Source organism: Lysinibacillus sp. G01H (assembly GCF_028872195.1).
GTDB lineage: Bacteria > Bacillota > Bacilli > Bacillales_A > Planococcaceae > Lysinibacillus > Lysinibacillus capsici.
In genome coordinates, this window is sequence record NZ_CP118397.1 from 3088501 (window position 1) to 3109333 (window position 20833).

Sequence of the window (20833 nt, forward strand, 5' to 3'; positions counted from 1 at the left end):
TTTTATTGATCATTTTGGACCCATACATCCTTCACATACCTTCCTTCTTGTTGAAGTTGATTGATCCATACATTAGCATCTTCTTCCCCTACCCCTTTTACTCTCCTGTAGGCAAGCAGTAATGCACTCTCAACCTCTGGCGCCATTTTACTACCATCTCCACATATAAAAATTTGTCCTTCACCTTCCATCATTTGAATAATAGTAGCGGCATGTTGGGTCATTAAATGCTGGACATACGTTTTGGGTGTCCCTTCTGTACGTGAAAAAGCAGTATGGAGCGTTACAACCCCTTCTTTTTCATATTGTTCAAGCTCTTTGCGATAGATAAAATCAGTATTATCTCTACAACCAAAATATAGATGTGCTTCACCCAGTTCAATTCCTTGCTGTTTCAGTGTGGAGCGTGCTTGTAAAAAGCCTCTAAACGGAGCAATCCCAGTCCCTGGTCCCACCATTATTAACGGGGTTGTAGGATCTTTTGGAAGATGAAAGCCAGAATCATTGGCACGGATAAACATGACGATTTCATCGCCAATATGACATTGAGCTAAATAATTTGAGGCCACCCCACGATACTCTCCTTGCCCACTCCAAGCGGGTTCATGTAAAACGCCAACAGTGATACTCAGCTGTTCAGAATTCACTTGAGGTGAACTGGATATAGAATAATATCTAGGTTTTAAGGCTGGAAGTAATGCTAAAAATCTTTCGAATGGAAAAGCACAAGCTTGATACTTTTCAAGTAAATCTAGCATGGAAATTCGTTTCTTTACTATCTCCTTCTTATATGCTTCCTCCTCTAATAAAGCCTCTAGTTCACGTTTATGTGGAGGACATTCTGTAAATGCTGCAAGTTGGCGGATTTGCAGTCGAGTTGCAGGGTTTTGAATGTCAACGCTGTGTGAAAGAACCTCATACAAACTAACTGGGTGACCTAATGGGAGATGAGCGTGTACATTAATAGCAGTAATGATCACTTGATCATTATCATTAAGTCCAAAACGCCGTAGCACTCGCTGCACTGTGGTTCTATTATTCCTCGGTAATACGCCCAAATGATCCCCCTCTTGATATGTTATACCATTAGGCAAGGATATCTCGATATGACGTGTACTACGTTTACTTTCCATACCTTGCAGTTCTTCATTTTTTACTACAGTCGCCAATGAAGCGCTATGCATGAAAGCTAAAGAAGTTGTCACTTCATCGCGAATTAATTGAATCGAAATATTCTCATGTTTTGGAAGCACATTTTCATGAATCATTAAGGGGTAAATCGTTTTTAGATCCAACCATAATTGAGCCCGCCAATCTTCCCACGTTTTCTCAAAATCTCCACTCGCATCAGCCTCACCACGTTTAGAAATTTTTGTAGCTCCTTTTAAAGAGAGCTGTTCATCAAGGAGTCTTGGAATTTTTTGATACGTCGTATTCCAATTTCGATCCCCATAACCAAAAACTGCAAAGTTAATGCCTTGAAGAGCCGTTGAATCAAGTTGATCTACCCATGTGAGAAACTTACGTGCATTTCTTGGAGGCTGCCCATTATAAGAAGAACTAATAATTAATACCGCTCCTTCTTTTGGTAAATTCCCACAATAATCATCAAGGGCAGCTACTTCTCCTTGAATACCATACAAACTAGCTTCATTAGCTAATTGTTGTGCAGCACCCTTTGCTGTTCCTAAATCGGAGCCATACAACACTAATAATGGATAGTTAGATTCTAAGGCTGGATTGGTCCCTCGATAATTCGACTTCTTTTCTTTATGAGAAACAGTGCTATCGTGATTTTTCTGTTGGCCACTAGATTGCTTTATTTTGCAGTGACGTGGCTTCACTTGTATTTTAAAATCATCTGGTTTTATCGTTAATGTTTGCTGAATTTTTAATTGATAATTAGTAAAATCAATTAGGTCGAAATGTTGAAGGATCATGCCTAAAACTAATGTGGCTTCGTGTAAAGCAAATTGCATTCCAATGCAAGCACGCTGACCATTACCAAATGGTTTAAAGGCATGTAACGGTACTTTGCCTTAATCTTCAAAACGTTCAGGTCGAAATAAATTTGCATCTTCTCCCCAAGCATCTTTATCTCGATGTAGTTGGGGTAAAAGAATGTCTATATTTTCCCCTTTTCTGATTGGATACTGTCCCCCAATTACTGTGTCTTCTTTAGCATAGAGTGTAAAGCCTGGAGCAGTTGGCCATAAACGCAATGACTCATTTAAAATCATACGAATATAGGTTAACTTTAGTACTTCCTCATATTTCGGCGCATCACCAGTAATAACCTGATCCACTTCTTCATAGGCCCTTTTTAATACGTCTGGATGCTTCAACAAAAAATAAAGCGCAAAGGACAGTAGGCCACTTGTCGTTTCGTGGCCAGCTATGAGGAAGGTAATGATCTGATAACGAATATTTTCATCATCTAGCGTCTCCCCTGTTTCAGGATCTCGTTCATGCAGCATGCGGGCAAGTAAATCCACCTCATCTTGCTTTCCTCTTGCTTTACGTTCTTTAATAATGGCATCTACTAATGAAAACATTGTTTGAATATCTTCTTGAAACTGTCGTCTTTTTCCAATCATTAAAAACTCTTGGATTTTTAAGCGTGAGCTTTTCATCATCGCTTCATTTAATGCACGAACCATACTCATAATAAAAGGACTAAGTGTTTCTTTATAAAAGCTATTAAAACGATAATTAAATCCGCTGAGTCCTATGGTGTCTAACGTAAGGCGTGTCATGTCGTCTGAAACATCGATTTCTTCTTGAGGATTTAATCTGGCCCATTTTTGGATAAGTTGTGTAGCAATATCGGTCATCATATCATGATAGCCCTTCATCGCTTGCTTACTAAAAGTCGGAAGTAAAATATTGTGCGCCTTCTGCCAGTTAGGTTCAGTCGTTCTACTAGTAAATAAGCCGTCACCACTAAAAGCACGAACATTTTCAAGCTCATTATAAATTTGTTTATCAAAACGCCTAACATCACAAACTTCAGCTACTAATTCATGTCCTGAAATCACCAAACCTGAATAACCTGGTATCTCTAAACGGTAAATAGGTCCATACGCTTCAGCTAGCTTACAAAGTGAGAGTGTGGGCTGCTCTTTATCAATTAAAGGTAAATTTCCAAGTGGACCAAACATTTTAGGGCGTGGAACATATCCTGTGTTTACCATCATAAACCCCTTCTTTCTCATTTATTAAATTGATAGATTTTACTATCAATTGATAAAATAATATATCAATCATTCAATGCATTCAACATTTTATGTAATATGAAAAGGATAAAATGCCATTTTTATGAACAAACTGTGAATAGAGTTGAGAAGAGAAAGACAAAAAAGCCCGATTCCCCCCAATAGTTAAGGGAAAAATCGAGCACTTGAAATAATATACTTCATGTATAACAAACGATTCCGACGACTATGCCTAAAAGCACCAATAAATAAGGCTGTATTTTCCATCGAATTAAACACCATAAAAAGACAGCCACTATGAAAATATCTAACGTGCTGAGGATGGTTTGTGTTACAACGGGATGTACAAAAGCAGCGGCTAGAATGCCAACGACCGCCGCATTTGCGCCTGCCATCGCACCTCTAAGACGTGCAATACGGCTTAGGCTAATCCAAAATGGTAGCGCTCCAACCACTAGCAAAAACGCTGGTAAAAATATTGCGAAAGTAGCAATAATCGCTCCTGGAACGCCAGCAATGACCATACCAATATATGCAGCAAATGTAAATAAAGGTCCCGGAACTGCCTGTGTCATACCGTAGCCAGCTAAAAAATCTGAAGTACTTATTTGACCACTTTGAACAAATTGTGTTTCCAGTAAAGGTAAAACAACGTGACCGCCACCGAATACTAAGGCACCTGCAAGATAAAACTTCTCCATCATGGAAATCCACTCATGCTGCCATAAGGCGGCTAATATAGGTAATCCTAGGAGCAGCATGAAAAAAAGTACTAGTAAAACAATACCCGTGGTTTTTGAAATAGGTATATGAACTAATTTTGAGGTATTACTCGCGTCACTTTTTTTCAGAAGTTGAAAGCCTAAACAAGCAGCAATCAATATTGCTACGATTTGAGCAAATGGATTTAGCCAGGTCAATACTGTTATCAATGTCAATATAGCAATCAACCAGTGCCATTTTGTCGAGAGTAATTTTTTGCTCATATCAAAAATAGCATGAGCGATAATCGCCACTGCTACTAACTTCAAACCATGAATCCAATCCATCTTAAACTCTGTATACTTGGAGAAATAGGCAAAAATTATAAGTATCAGAACAGATGGTAAGGTAAAACCAAGAAATGATAGAAAGCTTCCTAATACTCCTCCTCTAAGTAAGCCAACCCCCATCCCCACCTGACTAGATGCAGGACCAGGCAAAAATTGACTTAACATAACGAGTTGACCATAATCATGTGCAGAAAGCCATTTACGCTTCTGTACATATTCCTGTTGAAAATAACCTAGATGAGCTGTTGGGCCTCCGAATGAGGTACAGCCTAATTTTAAAGCAACAAAAAAAATCTCCCAAAGCCTTCGCAAACTCTCAACTACTTTCCATATCTTTTATTTCATTTTACACGGAAAGCAGTTTTTTTTTAGATTAAGAGTTTGTAAAATTTACTTCATTATTCATTTTTCTTTATTTTAATTGCAGAACCTACTTTACTACCCTCTTTATTGATTGGAATTAAAGTGTAATTTTTTTCTGTTAGATAGAGTGCATCTACACGACTTCCCCACCTTGTACCCTCTTTATTTAATGGATAGGGTGTGGCAAAAGCCCATGATTGTCCAGATTTTGATTGGATTTTAAAGTGTAACGCATCATTGACAACACTTTCCTCAGCATGAAAATAAATGGTTGTGGAAATAGGTGTGGAGACAACTTTGTCAATGGTTATTTCCTGCTGATCAACATGCTTTACTTTTTTATCAATAGAAAAGATTTCACGATCTTGTTGTAATTGCTCTTGTGAAGCATCTACCTGAAATTCCCATGGCTTCTCAATTGGTGTTTCAACATTCCAATCTTTATAACGAATAACTAATTCTAATTGTTCATCAGTCGGAAAATCATCCATTTTAATACTATTGTATATTGTATAGACGTTGGCAGACTTTGCTATGGACTGTCCTCCATTACGAACCATATAATCTTGACCATTGACGAGAATTTGCGGAAAGAAAAATACTTGATGGTCTGGTTTAAACTCTTTTCCAGGTTCGAAAGTTGCATTCAGTAAAATTTGATTGTCATCTATAATCACTTCATTTAATGTTAGCCGTCCTAAGCTATTGCTAGCTGTTTTCCCTACATCCGTTTTATAGGCTTCAAAATTCACATCCTGATCCCACCACAAATACAGCGTCGATCCACTAGCAATCATTAATAAAAGGATCACAATAATAAGCCATTTCTTACTTCTCCGATTTTCCTTATCCAAATCCACAACTCGAATCATATCATTGGACAACCGTACACCTCATTTTTTATAAAAATCATTATGGTTCATTGTAGTGCTCAATCATGCATTATATAACCTTCTATGTTGAAGATTCATTATGTATAAAAGGATATTACATCCCTTTATGTAGATGACGAACTTTATTGATTTCACGCATTAAATAGTCCACAAAGAGATCATCTCTTACTAGCCATGCTTGATTATTTCGCTTTAAAAACCACTCTGCTTCATTAAAGCCCGCAAAGGATTGTGTCATTGGCATGTTATTTTTTTCAATTATCCAATCAACCTCATCGTTTGAATAGAGCATAAACATTTCATCTTGCTGATTTTTATAGAAAGTCCCAAACGTAGACCCTTTTATGTTATAACGATTTCTTTTTGCATCCTCTGGAATAGGCTCTATATGGAATGTTGCCACTACATACTGCTTGTAAGCTTCCTCTGTTAATGAGCAGCCAGCAGCCTTTTGATGTCCACCTCCACCATATTTGGCGGCAATAGCTGACACATCAATATGATCATGGATTGTTCGAAAGGATATCTTTTTACTGCCCATATTGATCATCGCAATATAATCAAGATGCGGATTTTCCTTTCCCAATTCATTACCAAGCTCAGAAAGATAGGATTCTGCATAGACAACCCCAGCACAGTATTCACCCAAAGTGGTTTGAATAAGCTCCCGTTTCTTACGCCGAATGTAACGTTCTGTTTTTTCTTCTTCCATGCTTAAAATTTTCTTTTCAAAATCATCGAAGTCAAAGTGATCACTTGTTTTTAAACGCTCGACCATTTTCTCTTCAAATTCTTCAATCGACACTAGAAAAAAGAGTGCATTTAATCTTTGCGCTTGTAAATTGCCGTTCTTTTCCCATTCCCATGTATCGTATTGTCTTACTAACTCTACAAATTCAGAAACGGCTTCTGTTTTTTCTAATAGACCATGGATAACCAGGTATTGATAATATAAAGAAGTAGCTGACGTTAAAAAGCCTTGCTCATCCTCAATTAATACCTTTCCCCACTCATATTGATTGAAATGAAGTGCTGTCTTATGATGATCCAACAATTGCACATTACCAGTCGTCTGATAATAATCATGAATCCTTTTTTCATTCTCTTCATTTGGAGAAAGGTCAGTAATAAACAAAAATGTTTTCTGTTGATCATTCTCCAAAAAGAATTCGATTTCGCGATCAAGTGCTGTAATGGAATTGTAGCGTATTTTCACCTTATCGTTAAAAGCAAGCTTGGCTAAAATCCCACACCCTACTCCGTCTAGATCATTATGTGATAATAATTTATACATGTTCTCACCTCCACTGTAGTATGGTTATTTTTTCAGTATTCAAACAGATAATGACGTTCAATACGTAACAACATTGATATTGTTTTCCAGATAACATACATTAAAATCATACATCTTAAGGGTGAAAGAGAGGACACAGTGAGTGAAAAGGAAACTAGTTTATAGTGGAATCGGATTTATCTGATCTTTGCATTAGCATTTTCAGCTTATTTAATAAGTCTAATGTAATGTGAGTTAAGGATTAATTCATCTACCTGTTCCGTTGTTACAACGAATTTTTCTCCCAATGTACCTCCACTCCCCCTTTTAAAATTCTCCTTCATCTGATTCACCCATTATGATTACATCCAATTGGAATTGGTCATATTGGCTTCTTGTCATAAGGAACTCAGATATATAATTTTTATTCTTTTTTATTTCTTTAAACTTATCTTCCGCTTCTTTTTTAGAATTAAAAGATAATAGAGGCTCTCTATCTGTGTCCAAATCAATATAGGTAATTACATATTCTTCATCATTAGAAGGTGTTTTCACATAAAGCCCTCCCTTTACCCTTAATGGTTTTTAACTACTTATGATTTGAAGCGGTAAGCCGTATCATGATGTTTAGAAAAATAATCAAGCATTTGACTATGACTAATATTTTCGAACACTTCTTCTTTTCCATCTTTTTCTTCTTGGATAACCACTTGATAAGACCTCACAAACTCACCAAACACTTCATTTTATTCAATAATATTACATCTACTATTAGAAAAAATTTAGTTGCTTGGAACACATTTAAAAGTTATACAAAAGCTTTACTAACTTATCGAAATCCTTATCATCAAATGTTACAAATTCTTTTTCTAATATCGACAGTGCTTGTTGTACCGCTTCACCTTCGTTAATATCTAATGTTACACCTATTTAGTAGAACAGAATATACTTCGTAGTATAAAAGAAAATAAAATAATCGGTATTTTTATGGTAATTATATATTTTTATTGTTAGAATTTTCTATGAATGGTTTTAATATATCAACCGTTCCCGAAATATCAGAAAAGAAAGGGGGTCTTAAATGAAAAAATCAGTCCTACTTAGAGTATTGGCATTTATAGCCGTATTGCTTATCCTTTTTTCAGATGGGATACAAACCTATGATTTTCTTATCCTATTGTTTGCTGTTTTCTTTATAGGTGTTCCGTGGTACAAATTTTTCAAAAAGTAAATTTAAATTTAGGAAGGTTAGTAAATGAAGAAAAAATTAATCTTCTTTGTAATGGTTATGTTTTTAGCATTTCAACCCCTATCTGTAAATTTAGGTGCTTTAGCTAAAGAAAAAAATGAAACTACTGACACTACTGATTGTAATAGTTGCTCACAACAAGCACCTTTGCAAATTGAAAAGAATGGTTTCCTTAATGACTCAGTAGTTGTAAATGAAGTGAAACAGGATTTAGATATTGCAGAGAATTTCACACATAGTGAATACAGTAGAGAAGACTTTGATTGGCAAAATACTGAGTATATGGATTACGTTAAAAATAAAGATGGATTAATGATTCCTTATAAAAAGAACAATGAAAGTTTTGATATACGATTACTGACTACTTATGATAAAACAACTGGTGAAGTTGGTGAATTTATCATAATGAAATCAACTCTAGATGTAGAGAATAATGAAATCAATGTTACTTATGCAACATTGAATAATGAAGACATGCTTGGTATGACTATTGAAGCAAGTACAAATAAAGTAATTGATAAACAAGTATATTTCGATGAAAACTCAGAAGTTTCCCTTTTATCAACTAACAGTGCTAAAGCAGGTTATTGGAGTGATTCATGGGAATGCTTAAAAAACTATTGGTATGATGCACCTGAACTGACAAAACAAATATGTAGTGCTGCGTGTGCGTCAGTAATATTTGGTGGAAATGTTGTAGGTGCTGTCGCTTGTGCTAGTTGTTTAGGTTCTCATGTTATGGTATGTCTAATCCATTAATAGTTAATTAAAAATCCCCTTCTATAGACGTTTAAAACGTACTTAGAGGGGATTTTTATATAGAGGACTTACTGGAAGTCACCCCATATGGTACTATATTATTCCGCATGTTCTTTCATTAATTTATCAAGTGCTTTACCATAAGCATCTTTGTTTTCCTTACTTAACTCATAAAGTGCGCTTCTCCATCATCGTACCGTTTTTATTGGGGATGCTGCGCATGCTGTTACACCCGACATGGGGCAAGGGGCATGTCAAGCAATCGAAGATGCCCGAATATTAGCAGAATATCTTAATAAGTATGAAAATATCACTCAAGCATTTGCCAACTACAATGCCCATCGAAAAGAAAAAGTAAATACAATCTCTAAGCAATCATGGAATATTGGCAAAATGGCTCAGATGAATAATCGTTTTTTAATTAGCCTAAGAAATAAGTTATTAAAATTAACACCTCCAGTAATGATTCAAAAACAAGCACATCATGTCTATAATTTTGAAACCACAAAATAAACCAACTATAACAAAACGCTTAAAATCTGCATTTTCTTTGTGCAGATTTTTTCTTTTAACTAGGCAAATAGATAAAAAGTAATAGTGCTTAAAGTTTTTCTTATAATAATATTATCGTCCTTTTTCATCTCAAGATATTTCTTTAAGAATTAAGCCGCATTAACATAGTTAGAATTTGTAAATAAAACTTAGATTTTTCAGAAATGTCTATAAATATTTTTTCAGTAAAATATAATCACCATCTCTGCTAAAATATGCTATTATACTTTTAGTATAATGTCCTATTTTTATTAAAGTAAAAATAGAGGAAATATGAACTATAAAAAGGATGATGAATATGCAAAATATCCAACAATTATTCCAGAGCGAAGATGGAAATATCCAACAAAGAGAGAATTTTTTGTCCCTATTAGAGAAAATTGTTTCCTCATTAGATGAATTAAAGAACCCAAATAAGACAACTCTTGGTCCAATGAAAGAGCGATCGGCTAATTTTTATCAAGAGCTTATGCAAGAGCATCAAGTGCCAACAACTGGGATTGGACTAGATCAAGTTGTACAAGAATTGACACATTTAATGCAAGGACACCCTTATCATACACGTAACTTTGTAACAAATGTTTTACCAATGGCAAGTATTCCTGGAGTGTTAGGACAGTTTACAAATGCACTATTAAATGGCAATAATTTATGGGATGTTTATGGCCCTGCTGCTGCTGAGTGTGAGGTTAAAGTAGTAGCAATGATGTCTAAATTAGTGGGCTATGACTATACAAAAAGTTTTGGCTATACAACGTGGGGTGGACAAGGTGCTGTTTTCAGTGGACTTCGTCTTGCCATTGCAAAACAATTCCCTCAAGCAAAAGAAGATGGTGTTCCTACTAATTTATATTGCTTTGCTTCAGAGAATGCCCATTACAGTCTTTTAAAATCAGTAGAAGCAGTGGGTATCGGCAGTAAACATTTAGTGCGGGTAAAAGCGGGTAAAGATCATTCGATGGATGTGGAAGACTTACGTGTACGTATGACAGAAGTCATCGAAAATGGCGGTATTCCTGTTTATGTAGTAGCGACAACAGGTGCTACTGATCAATTTGGTATTGATGATATCCAAGCCATCAAAGAAGTCACAACAACCCTTGAGAAGAAATACAACTTACAACCAGTACATATTCATGCTGATTCGGCTTTAGGTGGTTTTTATGCCTTCTTCAATGATTATGATTATAATAAAAATCCACTCCAATTCGAGGCAGAGGTTTTACAAGGATTAGCACAAATCCATGAACTTATGCAGCATTTAGCCATTGCGGATAGCCTTTGCTTTGACTTCCAAAAGCTTGGTCAAACTCCTTATTTAACTAGTCTGTTCTTAATTAAGGAAGGTAAAAGTTTACAGCTACTAGATATTGAGGACTTTGATACGCCATATGTAGGCAATCGTGGTTATGGCTCTTATCATACTGGCTATACATTAGAATGCTCTCGTATGGGTAGCTCCATTGCAATTTTTGCTGCATTGCAGGCATTCGGTAAGGAAGGCTATCAACAGCTATTAGCTAATTATGTACGTGTGAACTTAGCATTCCGTGCTCAATTAGCTGAGAAAACACCAATGCTACAGGTGGTTAATGAATCCAATATTGGGCCAGTCACAGCGTTCCGTTTATATCCAGACGGCATGAATTGGCAAGCTGAACAAGCTGGTCACTATACACAAGACCAAATAGAACACATAAACGGTATCAATGCTTCATTCTTTGAAATTATTGGAGAAGGTCGAGACGAAGTATTCTTTGGTGACACAACGCGCGTTTGCACGGTTAGTACTAGTGATACCACACAGCAAGTACCAGTTGCAGCGGCAAAGTTTTTCTCTATCTCACCTTATACAGAGTTAGAACATATCTCTAATATGATTCATTTCTTACAGCAAAAGCTTAAAGTACTGGAGGCGTCACACATTGCGTATCGTCAGTAAATTTAAGAGTTCTTTACTCTACAAATATATTGCCAGTTTCACCATTCCAATAGCGATTATTTCCTTGCTCTTTAGTATTGTGTTATTTGCCGTTTCTTACCGCATTATTGACAATTTTGTTATTAAACAATTTGAATCTACTTTAGAGATTACATCGACCACGATTTTTGAAGATATTGAGAAAAATGATGTAAAAGCAGCGGATAATGGTAGCCCTGATAAATACAAAAAGCTTTTGGATCAATTGAATGCAACGGTTAAAAAATATGATGTAGAAAACGCCTATGTCCTTTCTAAAGCAAACGGTAAGGAGCATATCGTCGCACTAAGTAATACCGACAATCATCAGCAAGATTATGTATTTAGTGAAAAAATGCATGAAGCCGTAGCATCTGGCAACACACAAACAAGCGATATTTACAAGGATGAGTATGGTATCCATAAATCCATTTTTATCCCATTTAAAGATACAGATATTATTTTCGGCTTAGATATGGATGCTTCCTTCATTTCTAAGCTACAAACGGAAACACTTTGGATTTGTATTATTTTAACGATTGTCTTTGTAATTTTTGGTATAATCGTTGCTTACTTTATTAGTGTGGGCATTACGAAGCCAATTAAAAAAATGACGCGCTATGTTGGTCAAGTTGCACAGGGTGATTTAGCTGTCGAACCACTTCAAATAAAAGGTTCCAATGAAATCGCCCAGCTTTCATCAGGCATTGAAAACATGACGGAAGATTTGCGTTCGTTAATTACACAAATCGCTCAAAATGCTGAACAAGTGGCCGCAATGTCGGAGGAATTAACAGCAAGCTCCGAACAGACAAGTGCATCCATTCAGCAAATTACCTCTTCTATGCAAGAGGTGGCAGCGGGTTCAGAAAAGCAAACCTCTTCGATAGAAGAAGTGGATAGTCATATTACAACCATCTCTAACAAAATGTCAGAGGTAGTGACAAGTGTAACCGATGTTACAGATAAGGCATTCCAAGCATCTGCTATATCAGAAAAGGGCAACACTACCATACAAGATGCTACTGAAAAAATGGCCGTAACATCTCAGGCTATTCAAGAGTCAGCAGCTGTAGTAGAACGTTTAAGCACATATACAAATGAAATTGGGGATATTGTGACATTGATTACCCAAATTACGGATCAAACGAATTTGCTTGCATTAAATGCTTCGATTGAGGCAGCTCGTGCAGGTGAACACGGTAAAGGCTTTGCTGTTGTGGCGGAGGAAGTCCGTAAATTAGCCGATCAATCTTTAGAGGCTACTAACAGTATCCGTACACGTATTGAAACGATTAAAGAGGAATCTGCACAAGCTGTCAAATCAATGGCTATCAGTAGCAGTAATCTTGCCGAAAGCTCAACAACATTCAATGCATCTGGCGAGGCATTTGCTGATATCTATGCCCACGTCACAGCACTTACAAAGGAAATGGACCATGTCAATAACGTGATGTCCAATATCAATGAAGGTGTTAGCAGTATCGCTAGTTCCGTTGAACAAGTGGGAGTTGTAGCTGTACAAGCTTCAGGCAATATTCAAAACGTAGCAGCTGCCTCTGAGGAGCAATCTGCAAGTATCGAAGAAATAACAGCTTCCTCTAATAACTTAGCTGAAATGGCTCAACAGCTCCGCAATATCATTCAAAAATTCCAGTTATAAAATATAACAAATCCGCTATGCCCATTTTCGGCATAGCGGATTCTTCTTTCTAAACTCTCCTACCAAAATGGTAAAGGTTTAGGCAATAATACTTTTCACAACTTTTGAAATAACGGCACCTTCAGCCTGACCTGTCAGCAATGGTTTTGCAATTTTCATGGCCTCTCCCATGTTCATTCCTTTTCCAACACCCGCTGCCACTAATTTGTCTGCAATTTCTTCTTCTGATAATTGCTTTGGTAAAAAGGATTTCAAAAGTGTCAATTTGGCTTCCTCTTTTTCAATTAGGTCTTCTCGCCCAGCCGTTTGTGCTCCTTCTAAAGCCTGATTTGTTTGTTTGACCTCTCGATTAATAATAGCCATTTCTTCCTCAGCTGTTAAAGCCTCTCCCTTTTCTTTTTCAGCTGAATCTAATGCTGATTTTAAAAGAGATAATACACCCTTCGCTAATGTATCTTTTTCTCTCATTGCCGTTTTTAATTGTTCAAATACTTCTGTTTTTAACAATGATCTCACTCCTTCTAACCGTCTATATCAAAAAAATTATATCATAAAAATCACCAAGGTTTATAGTTCGTTGCGTCTGCTAACTTTACTTTATAGTGTAATATTCCCTTTAACTCGCCTTCATAAGTAAAAATGCCTTGCTGAATTAATTGGCGTAGACGATAGTCAATCCATTCAACCTCTCTCAATTCTTCCATATGCCCCAGCACCTCTCCAATTAACCTAGCGGCCACTTGGTAATGAGTTTCCTCTTGTTCTTCCTGTAAACGTTTAGCACAGGCAATGATCAAGTCATCCTCTCTATCTTCATTATGATTGCCCCAGAGTTCATGATATTTCCATGTATGTATGCAATCGTAATCATCCATTAACAGATTTAGCCCTTCTTTGCATAGGGAGTGCCTCAATGCTTCTTTTAATGGCCTTCCTTGGAAGTGTTCATAAAAGTAAATCCTCTGTTCTGACCTCTCCAGTCGATCTTGGATAATGATCCTCTGCTAACTGTGGTAAAGTATATAACTCATGAAATAACTGAAAAGTATCCAATACATAGATAGCATTTGTTTTCTGTTCGAGCATCGCCAAAACGAGTCGAAGTCCTATTTGCTCATGAGCATTTTGACAAGTCCAAATCATTATAGCCTGATGAGGGGGGGATATTTTTAATTTTCTCTATTGCTTCCTTCATCTCCCGCTCACATATAATCAATCCATCGTCTTCTATTGTATAGCGCTGTTCCAACCATTGATAACGTGCTTCAATCCCGTCCCATGTATGTACATTTTTCAAAGGACCAACAGAAAAATTACCTGGCACAACAATGATTTCCTCGGACTTAGCATAGTCAGGATTACGAAAGGCTGCTTTCAAGTTCCCCCCAGGTGAATGACCGAATACAATATGCACCGTTTGTACCTTTGAAGGATCCCGCTCCTCAGCCTGCTGTAATAAAAACTGTAACATGCTGTCTCTTGACTGTTCATTTATTAAAGTTAAAAGAAGCATCGACTTCGCATCAGCTTCACTCAATCGTTGTATTGACTGTTTTAGTTGGTTGATCTTCTCCATCATCTGTACTCCTTTATTTAAAAACACCTAACCTTATCATACCTTTTTATTACCTCAAATTGCTAATTTAGTTAGTTTTATAAAATGATAGGTTATTACTATTGCTAGTGAATTCTTTAATCTAGTGGGAGGTTCACTTTTCTTACTCTTTGGAGCGGGGGCTAACTTCTTTTGAGCGGCTTTCTCACTATTTGGAGCAGGCCAATGTATGAACTATTTTCTTCAGAGCTAAAAACACTCATTTTCCTATAAAAAAACATACTACCCGTAGTAGCCCAACTACGATGGTAGTATGTTACTTAATCAACATTCGTTAAAAATATCTTTCCTTTTTTATTTCCCTCAACAGCATAAATTGCCTTATGGATATCCAATAATGGAAAATGAGCATGTACATTCATCATTTTTAAGGAGCCATCCTGTACAAGGTGTATAAGTTGTTGCATCGTTTGTTGCCATTTTTCAATTGACGTCTGATGTTGCCAATGGCGTAAATGAAACATCCTTGCCTGTACCTTTGCTTCCTTCACAATGTATGTCCAATTTACCTGAATACCCGATAAAAGACCAATAGCTAAAAATATACCCTCAGGCTTTACGCAGAAGGCAAGCTGATTGCCTGCCTCTCCACCAATCGAATCAATTGCTGCATCTGCTCCCTTACCATTTGTTAATGCCATAACCGTTTCGTAAAGTGGCATTTGAGAGGTATCAATGACAAAAGCTGCCCCAAGTTGCAGTAATTCTTCAGTATGCTGATTACTTCGTGTCACAGCAATAAGTTGATAGCCTAGCAATTTCGCAAGTTGAGCATAGAGATGTCCAATGGCAGAACCACAAGCATTTACTAATAAGACATCGTTTGATTGTAAATTAAGTACCTCTGAGCATGTTACGAAGGCTGTAATTGGATTAATATACATTTGTGCTGCTGTAAAATCATCCATAGTGTCAGGAATAGTCACTGCAAAATCTACTTGCGTTTTCACTACTTCCTGCCAAGTTCCCTCTCCCCGTAACGGTAATACGCGCTGACCAATAATCTTCGGTGAAACAAGCGGTCCTACATCTTCTATTATTCCTACTCCCTCATAGCCAGGTATAGTTGGTAAAGTGATTCTATGAGCATATTTCCCCCATATTGGGATTAAATCTGAGGGATTAATCGGTCTGGCTAGCATGCGAACTAGAATTTCTTTACCTTGAGGAGGCTCGATTGTTTTATTCTCTAACCTTATTACCTCTTGCGGATTTCCAAATTCATAAATTTTTAGGCATTTTGCTTTCAACGATTCTAGCTCCTTTATTCATTCCGTATAAAACAACATCATACCAGGAGCATCTATTTCACGTTCTTTAAATCCAAGCTTCTGATAGAAAGGTTGTTTACCTTTAGCACAAAATAATTGAACCCATTTTATATTTTCTTTCTGACATTGCTCTAAAAGAGCATCCATCACCATTGTGCCAACACCTTTTCGTTGATAATCAGGGTGCACCATCACATCACAGATAAATGTTTGATAGATACCATCAGAGATAATACGTCCATAACCAATTAGATTTTCTTCATCATATATAGATGTACTGAACCAGCTATTACAAATAGCCTTGTATAATTGTTCATACGTATACAGCCCTTTTGCATTCCAACCAGTTGTTTGGTGCAATGCTTTATACGAGTCTATCGTCGGATTTGTTTCTTTGATTATATACATATAACACCCTCCTTATTTTGAATAAATATACAAAATAACATATATTTAATCAACGATAAGTTTATGATGTCAAAGTTGCAGAAGCGTTAATTGACCTTCTTCATCCATATTTAATTGTAAAGCTTCATCTATTTCAATACTAATCGGGCTGATTACTGCTTTCTTATCAGAAAAATACCAAAGACGTCCACTCGGTCCTAAAAGGATATTGGCTCCGTCTTCATAGTTCCCTAGAAAATTAAGGCTATCTAGTTGAATTTCCTTGTTAGCTATAGGATTAATAGCATACTCCTTTAACTTTTCAGCAATTGTTTGAATGTCATCTGACGTTAAATTGATTTCTCCAATATGTAACACTTGCTCTACAGAAAAATTAACCTCAGCATGTTTTGGATTTATTTCCTGTCTTGCAATAAGCTCCACTATATTGCCTTCAGGATCGTAGAAATAGCATGCATATGCTTTTAAAAATTCAAAATAGACTTCATCCTGCCCCTCTGAATCCAGCAAGCCTACATGCTCATTTGCCCAAATCTTTGCCTGTTGAAATAAGTTACTAGGAATATTTAATGCAAAATGATACTGCTTTGGCATTTTAGAAGGAATCTTCTCAAACGTCATCCTGCTTTCCCCCACGACTATTGTAAAATAATCAGCTGTTCTTTCTAACAAAGTAAAGCCTAACAGTTCAACATAAAACTGCTCCATTTTTTGCATATCATGGACATATAATTTTACCTTCGTAATCTTCATCTTTAAACACCCCTTTACACCCCCTACTATACAAGCAGCTGATAAGAATGGCTTCATGCAAAAGAATGAAGTTTACTTTCGTGCAGTTAAAGCAGCTCTCGGTCTCCCCTGCTATTTGGCTGCGATATCACGAGTAATTCTACATCTTCTTGTGAATCGTTTCGCATTTGATGTGGTACATTTGGAGGTACTTCAATTCCCTCATGTTGCTTTAACTCAATTCTTTGGTCATTCATTTCGATTGTAGCGGTGCCTGAAAGAACAAAGAAAAACTGCTGTGCATGATGGTGATAATGATTTACCTCAGCTGTTTGAGCAGGCATCCTCTCATGTATCACACTAAGCTCCCTATTTTGTACAAGATGCCAGCCATCACACTGTGCTCCCCATTGATAGTGTTGTGCTAATGCTTTGTTAATTTTCATTATTACACTTCCTTTCCTGCTTTAGAGGAGGGATATCCATCATTCTTGTTAATTTCCCTCATTCAATAAATTCAGCTAAGCTAATTTTCCTTTTTTGAAAATCTGCACGGATATCCTGTAACTCGGCTTCTAACTTTAAGGCACCTGCTTCAACTCCCCTATAAATTACTAGCGGGGGCTGTTCTAAAGCCTTTCTCGCTTGTGAATAATCATAAGATAATAATTTTTTTAGCAACAATAATGTCTTTAGTTTATCTTCTCCTTCCCCAGTAATAGTTAATTCAATGTACGCTATAGAACTTTCTTCAGGCAACATTTCTTCTAAACCAGGTGGAATCAGTACACTTTCAAGGAACAAAATTAAATTGTCATAAGCCATTGAAAAATGCCAACTGCCTGTCCCATGAGGAGCGGTAAAAACAGCTGTATCCCCTCTTGATAGATCCAGACAATAGGGATCGCCTTCATCTGTTGCGATGACTAAATAATCATGTGGCCAATCCACAATCACCTCTTCTGTCACCGGATTATAATTATAGCCCTCCTGCCCTCGTTTTAAATCTCTTGCGCTATAGATCATTAGATTAATATAATCACCTGTAGCCCATGTGACCCTTTCAACAACATAATGTCTCAAAAAATAAACATACTCTGCTGGCAATGACCACCCACCATCCACAAATTGGCTAATATCCTCTTCTGATTGATGAGAAAAAACCATGGGATAGGCTGACTCCCGCTCCTGAATCTCATCGATAAAATCACGCATTTGCTCTAATACTGCATCGAGTTTCTTTTCTATATCTTTCAATGGAATTCTCTCCTTTTAATGACCAAGTGTCTTTCTTGCATTTTAACATACCCCATTATTAACCAAATAAGGGGAACATGTTATAATCATTAAAATAGACTGATAGTAGGCATAACGTGAACAAAAATAACGGATGGGAGCGATCTGTCATGCAACATATGAATGAACAGACAATACAGCAAGCCAACACGGAATTTTTGAAAGCACTTCGCTATTTAGATTATGGTAAGGTAACACAAGGGGAAGCATGTCTCAAACAAGCCACTCATTTAGCAAATCTGCTGAATGACCATATCACATTTATTCGTGCTGCCATTTGTTATGGAGAGTTGCTATGGCACGCTGAAAAATATGATGCCTCCGATCATTGGTTACAGCTGGCACTTGATCGATGGACTGTAGTACAGCAGGATATAAATGACTTACTAGATGTGGATGTGCAACGAGCTCGATCCCTACTAAACCACCGACGACATCCATTATAAGGAGCAAGCAATCTTGAAATTACTTATTAGACGTCCAGAACAATCGGAAATCCAGACGTTACACGAATTCTTTGATCTTGTCATTCGGGATACTTATAAAAAAGAAGGAATTGCAGAGCTAGTGGACGATCAACAGCATGAATGGGAAACGAAAAAACAGTACGTAGCAATGGACTTAGAGAGCCAGGGCGAAAAAAGATTTTTCTGGTTAGCTTTGAATGAAGAAACCAATGAAATAATAGGCACTATCGAATGTGGTCAAGCCAACGAAATCATCCAACAAACGATCAAAGAGAATCTATTCAATTGTCTAGAAATCGGTACCGTTTTTGTTCATCCTGACTATCAAAATCGTGGGATTGGCACCGTGCTACTGCAAAAAATGCTCCTGACGTTAGAAAATCGAAGGGTTCCTAGTTTTTGTTTAGATAGTGGATATAAACAAGCGCAAATGGTCTGGCAGAAGAAATTTGGACAGCCTGATATTGTCCTTGAAAACTATTGGGGAACAAATAATCACCATATGATATGGAAGCGAACACTACCATTCCGATTATAGAAGGAAAAAATGCTCTATCAGATAACACAAAATCTCTATGTAAATAACAAATCATTAGTCAATAACATGCTTTATGCATACAATATAAAACACTTTCCAAAAGATTTACAGGGTCGTTATTAGGAAATATACTCAAGCTTCGTGGTTTAGGGTATGACAAATTACAATGAATACTCAGTGTGACTTCCAGCTTTCATGCGTTACCATCTGATGAAAATCATCCTAATAAAAATTTATGGGACTCTTGATTAAGTGGGATAAAACTCTAAAAAAGACTTTGGGTCAGTATGATGATTGGTAAGCAATAAAGAGATTATAAATGCTAATACTTATTATGTTTGGAGGGGAATGAAATGTTAAAATTCATTGATGATTTAGCTGGTGCGGTTTTCGATGTTTTTATGTTGTTTTGTTATTTCTTTGCAGGCGTAATAATTGTAGGAGTCCCCATTTTTTTACTAGCTAAGTTTTTCCTATTGTTTCATTAAATTTCAAACAGGTTGGTCCCACTTTGAAAGGAATCACTATAACAGTGATTCCTTTTACGATTAACGAATCGCTCCATAATAGGCAAAATATTTTTTGCTTGTTCTCTGGTACTTATGGGCGAGACAATGCTATTATTTAATAAATTTATCATAGAAACGTTTGAGCATCGTTGCCATCTGCTGTCTTGTGAGTGTATCTGTAGGGTTCATACACTTGCCATCTCCTCGTATAACTCCCTCTTCAATGGCCCATTCCCAATCTTCTTTATGTGTTGGTGATACCACAGCATTTGATTTTAATTCTGCTTTCCCAACTAACAACTCTTTCATTTCAGTAAGTTCCTGTTTTAGTTGCTTATTTTCTTTCTTTAATTCTTCATACTGAGACAATGATATTTCCTTCTTATTCGTATCTGTGAACCAGGATAAAGACTTAGATCCATTTAATTGGTTTAAATCTACAGTTCCTTTAATCCCTGCTACAATCCCTTTATCTGTGTACTGCCATAAGTCACAAGCAAAGTTTGGCTTTAGTCCAGGTGAACTAGAGCCACTATAGCGAGGAATCCACAAGAAATCATAATTTTTAACGGTATCCATCAGATAAGGTTTGAAAAAATGATGGCCTGTATATAGTCCGACTTTTACAGCCTTACTTTTTAAATAATTAATAAACACCTGTGTGCCTTGTACGATATTTTGGACACTAGCACCAAAGCTTTCTTCGATATCTACAACATAAAATAGTGGATTATAGTTTTTTGCTCTGTTATAGAAATCTTTTGCTTGTTCCAATGCCTCAGTACCATTTTTAAAGGTAACATAAATATAAACGCCAAAAGGTACCTTGTACTTAATACAAGCTTCTATATTTTGAATGTATTTACGGTCAATTGTGCTTGTACCATATTGAGTGCGGATTATAGCCAAATCAACATCTTTATAAGCTTCAGACCAATCAATATCTCCTTGATGATGTGAAATGTCTATGATAGAACTCATTCAATTGTCCCCTCCCTAAAAAATAGTAAATAAATTG

23 protein-coding genes and 1 pseudogene are annotated in these 20833 nt (G+C 36.6%); 8 read left to right on the forward strand and 16 right to left on the reverse strand.

Going from position 1 to position 20833, the window contains the following annotated elements:
- Positions 1 to 2 precede the first annotated feature (2 nt).
- The 6 genes and pseudogenes from PSR12_RS15720 to PSR12_RS15745 form a co-directional block, all read right to left on the reverse strand.
- Positions 3 to 3194, reverse strand: a pseudogene (locus tag PSR12_RS15720) (bifunctional cytochrome P450/NADPH--P450 reductase).
- A 221-nt stretch (positions 3195 to 3415) separates the two neighbouring features.
- The gene (gene chrA / locus PSR12_RS15725; protein WP_257520204.1) at positions 3416 to 4579 is read right to left on the reverse strand and encodes a chromate efflux transporter; all 1164 of its coding nucleotides are present in this window, start codon (positions 4577 to 4579) and stop codon (positions 3416 to 3418) included.
- An 86-nt stretch (positions 4580 to 4665) separates the two neighbouring features.
- The gene (locus tag PSR12_RS15730) at positions 4666 to 5514 is read right to left on the reverse strand and encodes a DUF4179 domain-containing protein (RefSeq protein WP_274769663.1); all 849 of its coding nucleotides are present in this window, start codon (positions 5512 to 5514) and stop codon (positions 4666 to 4668) included.
- Between the two features lie 103 nt (positions 5515 to 5617).
- Positions 5618 to 6817, reverse strand: a complete 1200-nt coding sequence (locus PSR12_RS15735) for a DHH family phosphoesterase (protein WP_274769664.1) — start codon at positions 6815 to 6817, stop codon at positions 5618 to 5620.
- Positions 6818 to 7123: 306 nt separating this feature from the next.
- Entirely contained in the window at positions 7124 to 7351 is a 228-nt protein-coding gene (locus PSR12_RS15740) for a hypothetical protein (RefSeq protein ID WP_009373817.1), read from the reverse strand.
- Positions 7352 to 7389: 38 nt separating this feature from the next.
- The gene (locus PSR12_RS15745) at positions 7390 to 7521 is read right to left on the reverse strand and encodes a hypothetical protein (protein ID WP_255538182.1); all 132 of its coding nucleotides are present in this window, start codon (positions 7519 to 7521) and stop codon (positions 7390 to 7392) included.
- 356 nt (positions 7522 to 7877) lie between these two features.
- On the opposite strand from PSR12_RS15745, the gene PSR12_RS15750 reads away from it, so the two are divergent.
- The 5 genes from PSR12_RS15750 to PSR12_RS15770 all read left to right on the forward strand — a co-directional run bounded on the left by PSR12_RS15750 (position 7878) and on the right by PSR12_RS15770 (position 12979).
- Entirely contained in the window at positions 7878 to 8027 is a 150-nt protein-coding gene (locus PSR12_RS15750) for a hypothetical protein (RefSeq protein ID WP_274769666.1), read from the forward strand.
- Positions 8028 to 8051: 24 nt separating this feature from the next.
- Positions 8052 to 8804, forward strand: a complete 753-nt coding sequence (locus PSR12_RS15755; protein WP_274769668.1) for a hypothetical protein — start codon at positions 8052 to 8054, stop codon at positions 8802 to 8804.
- Positions 8805 to 9041: 237 nt separating this feature from the next.
- Complete coding sequence (locus PSR12_RS15760) at positions 9042 to 9317, forward strand: flavin-dependent monooxygenase (RefSeq protein WP_446720637.1); 276 nt, start codon at positions 9042 to 9044, stop codon at positions 9315 to 9317.
- A gap of 337 nt (positions 9318 to 9654) precedes the next feature.
- Positions 9655 to 11298, forward strand: coding sequence for a pyridoxal phosphate-dependent decarboxylase family protein (locus PSR12_RS15765; RefSeq protein WP_274769669.1), 1644 nt, complete (start codon positions 9655 to 9657; stop codon positions 11296 to 11298).
- The gene (locus PSR12_RS15770; protein WP_274769671.1) at positions 11282 to 12979 is read left to right on the forward strand and encodes a methyl-accepting chemotaxis protein; all 1698 of its coding nucleotides are present in this window, start codon (positions 11282 to 11284) and stop codon (positions 12977 to 12979) included. The genes PSR12_RS15765 and PSR12_RS15770 overlap by 17 nt, the downstream gene beginning before the upstream one ends.
- A gap of 78 nt (positions 12980 to 13057) precedes the next feature.
- On the opposite strand, the gene PSR12_RS15775 is transcribed toward PSR12_RS15770, so the two are convergent.
- The 9 genes from PSR12_RS15775 to PSR12_RS15815 all read right to left on the reverse strand — a co-directional run bounded on the left by PSR12_RS15775 (position 13058) and on the right by PSR12_RS15815 (position 18262).
- The gene (locus PSR12_RS15775; protein ID WP_202341256.1) at positions 13058 to 13486 is read right to left on the reverse strand and encodes a GatB/YqeY domain-containing protein; all 429 of its coding nucleotides are present in this window, start codon (positions 13484 to 13486) and stop codon (positions 13058 to 13060) included.
- 50 nt (positions 13487 to 13536) lie between these two features.
- Positions 13537 to 13854, reverse strand: coding sequence for a DUF3658 domain-containing protein (locus tag PSR12_RS15780; protein WP_274769673.1), 318 nt, complete (start codon positions 13852 to 13854; stop codon positions 13537 to 13539).
- Between the two features lie 70 nt (positions 13855 to 13924).
- On the reverse strand, positions 13925 to 14122 hold the full coding sequence (locus tag PSR12_RS15785; protein WP_274769675.1) for a DUF1835 domain-containing protein: 198 nt from the start codon (positions 14120 to 14122) through the stop codon (positions 13925 to 13927).
- Positions 14094 to 14555, reverse strand: a complete 462-nt coding sequence (locus tag PSR12_RS15790; protein ID WP_274769676.1) for a DUF1835 domain-containing protein — start codon at positions 14553 to 14555, stop codon at positions 14094 to 14096. The genes PSR12_RS15785 and PSR12_RS15790 overlap by 29 nt, the downstream gene beginning before the upstream one ends.
- Before the next feature lie 299 nt (positions 14556 to 14854).
- Entirely contained in the window at positions 14855 to 15844 is a 990-nt protein-coding gene (locus tag PSR12_RS15795) for a zinc-dependent alcohol dehydrogenase family protein (protein ID WP_274769677.1), read from the reverse strand.
- Positions 15845 to 15862: 18 nt separating this feature from the next.
- Complete coding sequence (locus PSR12_RS15800; protein WP_257520212.1) at positions 15863 to 16273, reverse strand: GNAT family N-acetyltransferase; 411 nt, start codon at positions 16271 to 16273, stop codon at positions 15863 to 15865.
- Positions 16274 to 16342: 69 nt separating this feature from the next.
- Positions 16343 to 17026, reverse strand: a complete 684-nt coding sequence (locus tag PSR12_RS15805; protein WP_274769679.1) for a VOC family protein — start codon at positions 17024 to 17026, stop codon at positions 16343 to 16345.
- Between the two features lie 86 nt (positions 17027 to 17112).
- On the reverse strand, positions 17113 to 17451 hold the full coding sequence (locus tag PSR12_RS15810) for a cupin domain-containing protein (RefSeq protein ID WP_274769681.1): 339 nt from the start codon (positions 17449 to 17451) through the stop codon (positions 17113 to 17115).
- A 58-nt stretch (positions 17452 to 17509) separates the two neighbouring features.
- The gene (locus PSR12_RS15815; RefSeq protein WP_257520215.1) at positions 17510 to 18262 is read right to left on the reverse strand and encodes an SMI1/KNR4 family protein; all 753 of its coding nucleotides are present in this window, start codon (positions 18260 to 18262) and stop codon (positions 17510 to 17512) included.
- 116 nt (positions 18263 to 18378) lie between these two features.
- Here PSR12_RS15815 and PSR12_RS15820 point away from each other — a divergent pair, with 116 nt between their 5' ends.
- The 3 genes from PSR12_RS15820 to PSR12_RS15830 all read left to right on the forward strand — a co-directional run bounded on the left by PSR12_RS15820 (position 18379) and on the right by PSR12_RS15830 (position 19794).
- Positions 18379 to 18747 carry a hypothetical protein gene (locus PSR12_RS15820; protein ID WP_257520216.1) on the forward strand — a complete coding sequence of 123 codons (369 nt, stop codon included), beginning with the start codon at positions 18379 to 18381 and terminating at the stop codon, positions 18745 to 18747.
- 13 nt (positions 18748 to 18760) lie between these two features.
- Entirely contained in the window at positions 18761 to 19306 is a 546-nt protein-coding gene (locus PSR12_RS15825) for a GNAT family N-acetyltransferase (protein WP_446720638.1), read from the forward strand.
- A 353-nt stretch (positions 19307 to 19659) separates the two neighbouring features.
- Positions 19660 to 19794 (forward strand): hypothetical protein, encoded by a 135-nt coding sequence (locus PSR12_RS15830; RefSeq protein ID WP_004226973.1) that lies wholly within the window; start codon positions 19660 to 19662, stop codon positions 19792 to 19794.
- 132 nt (positions 19795 to 19926) lie between these two features.
- Here PSR12_RS15830 and PSR12_RS15835 read toward each other — a convergent pair whose 3' ends face one another.
- Entirely contained in the window at positions 19927 to 20796 is an 870-nt protein-coding gene (locus tag PSR12_RS15835; protein ID WP_274769683.1) for a GH25 family lysozyme, read from the reverse strand.
- Between the last annotated feature and the right edge of the window lie 37 nt (positions 20797 to 20833).